The sequence below is a fragment of the Pseudomonas tremae genome, from assembly GCF_001401155.1.
Taxonomy (GTDB): Bacteria; Pseudomonadota; Gammaproteobacteria; order Pseudomonadales; family Pseudomonadaceae; genus Aquipseudomonas; species Aquipseudomonas tremae.
The window spans coordinates 1-771 of record NZ_LJRO01000093.1 but is presented as its reverse complement, the minus strand read 5'-3'; the positions used below and the strand labels follow the sequence as shown (position 1 = coordinate 771).

At 60.3% G+C, this 771-nt stretch carries 1 protein-coding gene; it reads right to left on the bottom strand.

The features are described 5' to 3' along the window. Window positions 1-105: 105 nt before the first annotated feature. The coding region (locus ALO43_RS08130) for an aromatic alcohol reductase (protein ID WP_054997358.1) at window positions 106-771 on the bottom strand (666 nt) is incomplete at its 5' end.

The following is a 771-nucleotide window of genomic DNA, read 5'->3' as shown; positions in this document are numbered from 1 at the left end:
ATCATCGCGGGCATGGGTGCCGGTCGGGCGCTGCAGGTGCAGGTCAGTAGCGAGAAGGTTTGCTTTTCGATGATTGTTGATCGTTCGGACCGGGCTTGAGCTGCTTCAGGTCTGAGCCAGATTGGCCAGGGCCCATTGTTCGGCACTGGTGACGCTCAGCCCTGATTTCGCGTTGTAGGTACGGGCGACGTCCCATGCCACGCCTCGGCCCATGGCAAAGACCGCCCGGTATTTGCGCAGATTGTCATCCGGCATTTCCGTCAGATCGGCCTGCAACTGCGCAACACTCCATACGTGCCGCTCGATGTCGCGCCCCGTGACACGCTCCACAAGATCGGCCAGCCCGGCGTACGTCAATGTGTCGCCAGCGGTGTACACCACCTGATTCACAATGCGCGGCTCGTGCATCACGATGGCAGCAGTCAGCCTGCCAATGTCCTCTGCGGTCGTGACTGTCACGGCCGTATCGAGGCTGCCCAGCGCATTGATCCGACCGCCTTGCAGATCGACGACACCGAACGCGGGTTCGAACAGGAAGCTTGTAAACATACCGGTCGAAACGATTACCCATTCGGTTTGCTGCTGGGCGCGCAGCTTTTCTCGCACATCGAGTTGCTCATCGAACAGATCCTGAGGGCTGCCCCGGCCGATAAGGTCGTAGTCAACGCCGAACTGCCAGGGCAGGTAGCGTTTTATGCCGGCCTTGAGCGCCGCATCGGTCAGTTTGCGCTGAGTGCCCCGGCCAGCGGCAAAAACCGCACAACTGATTAC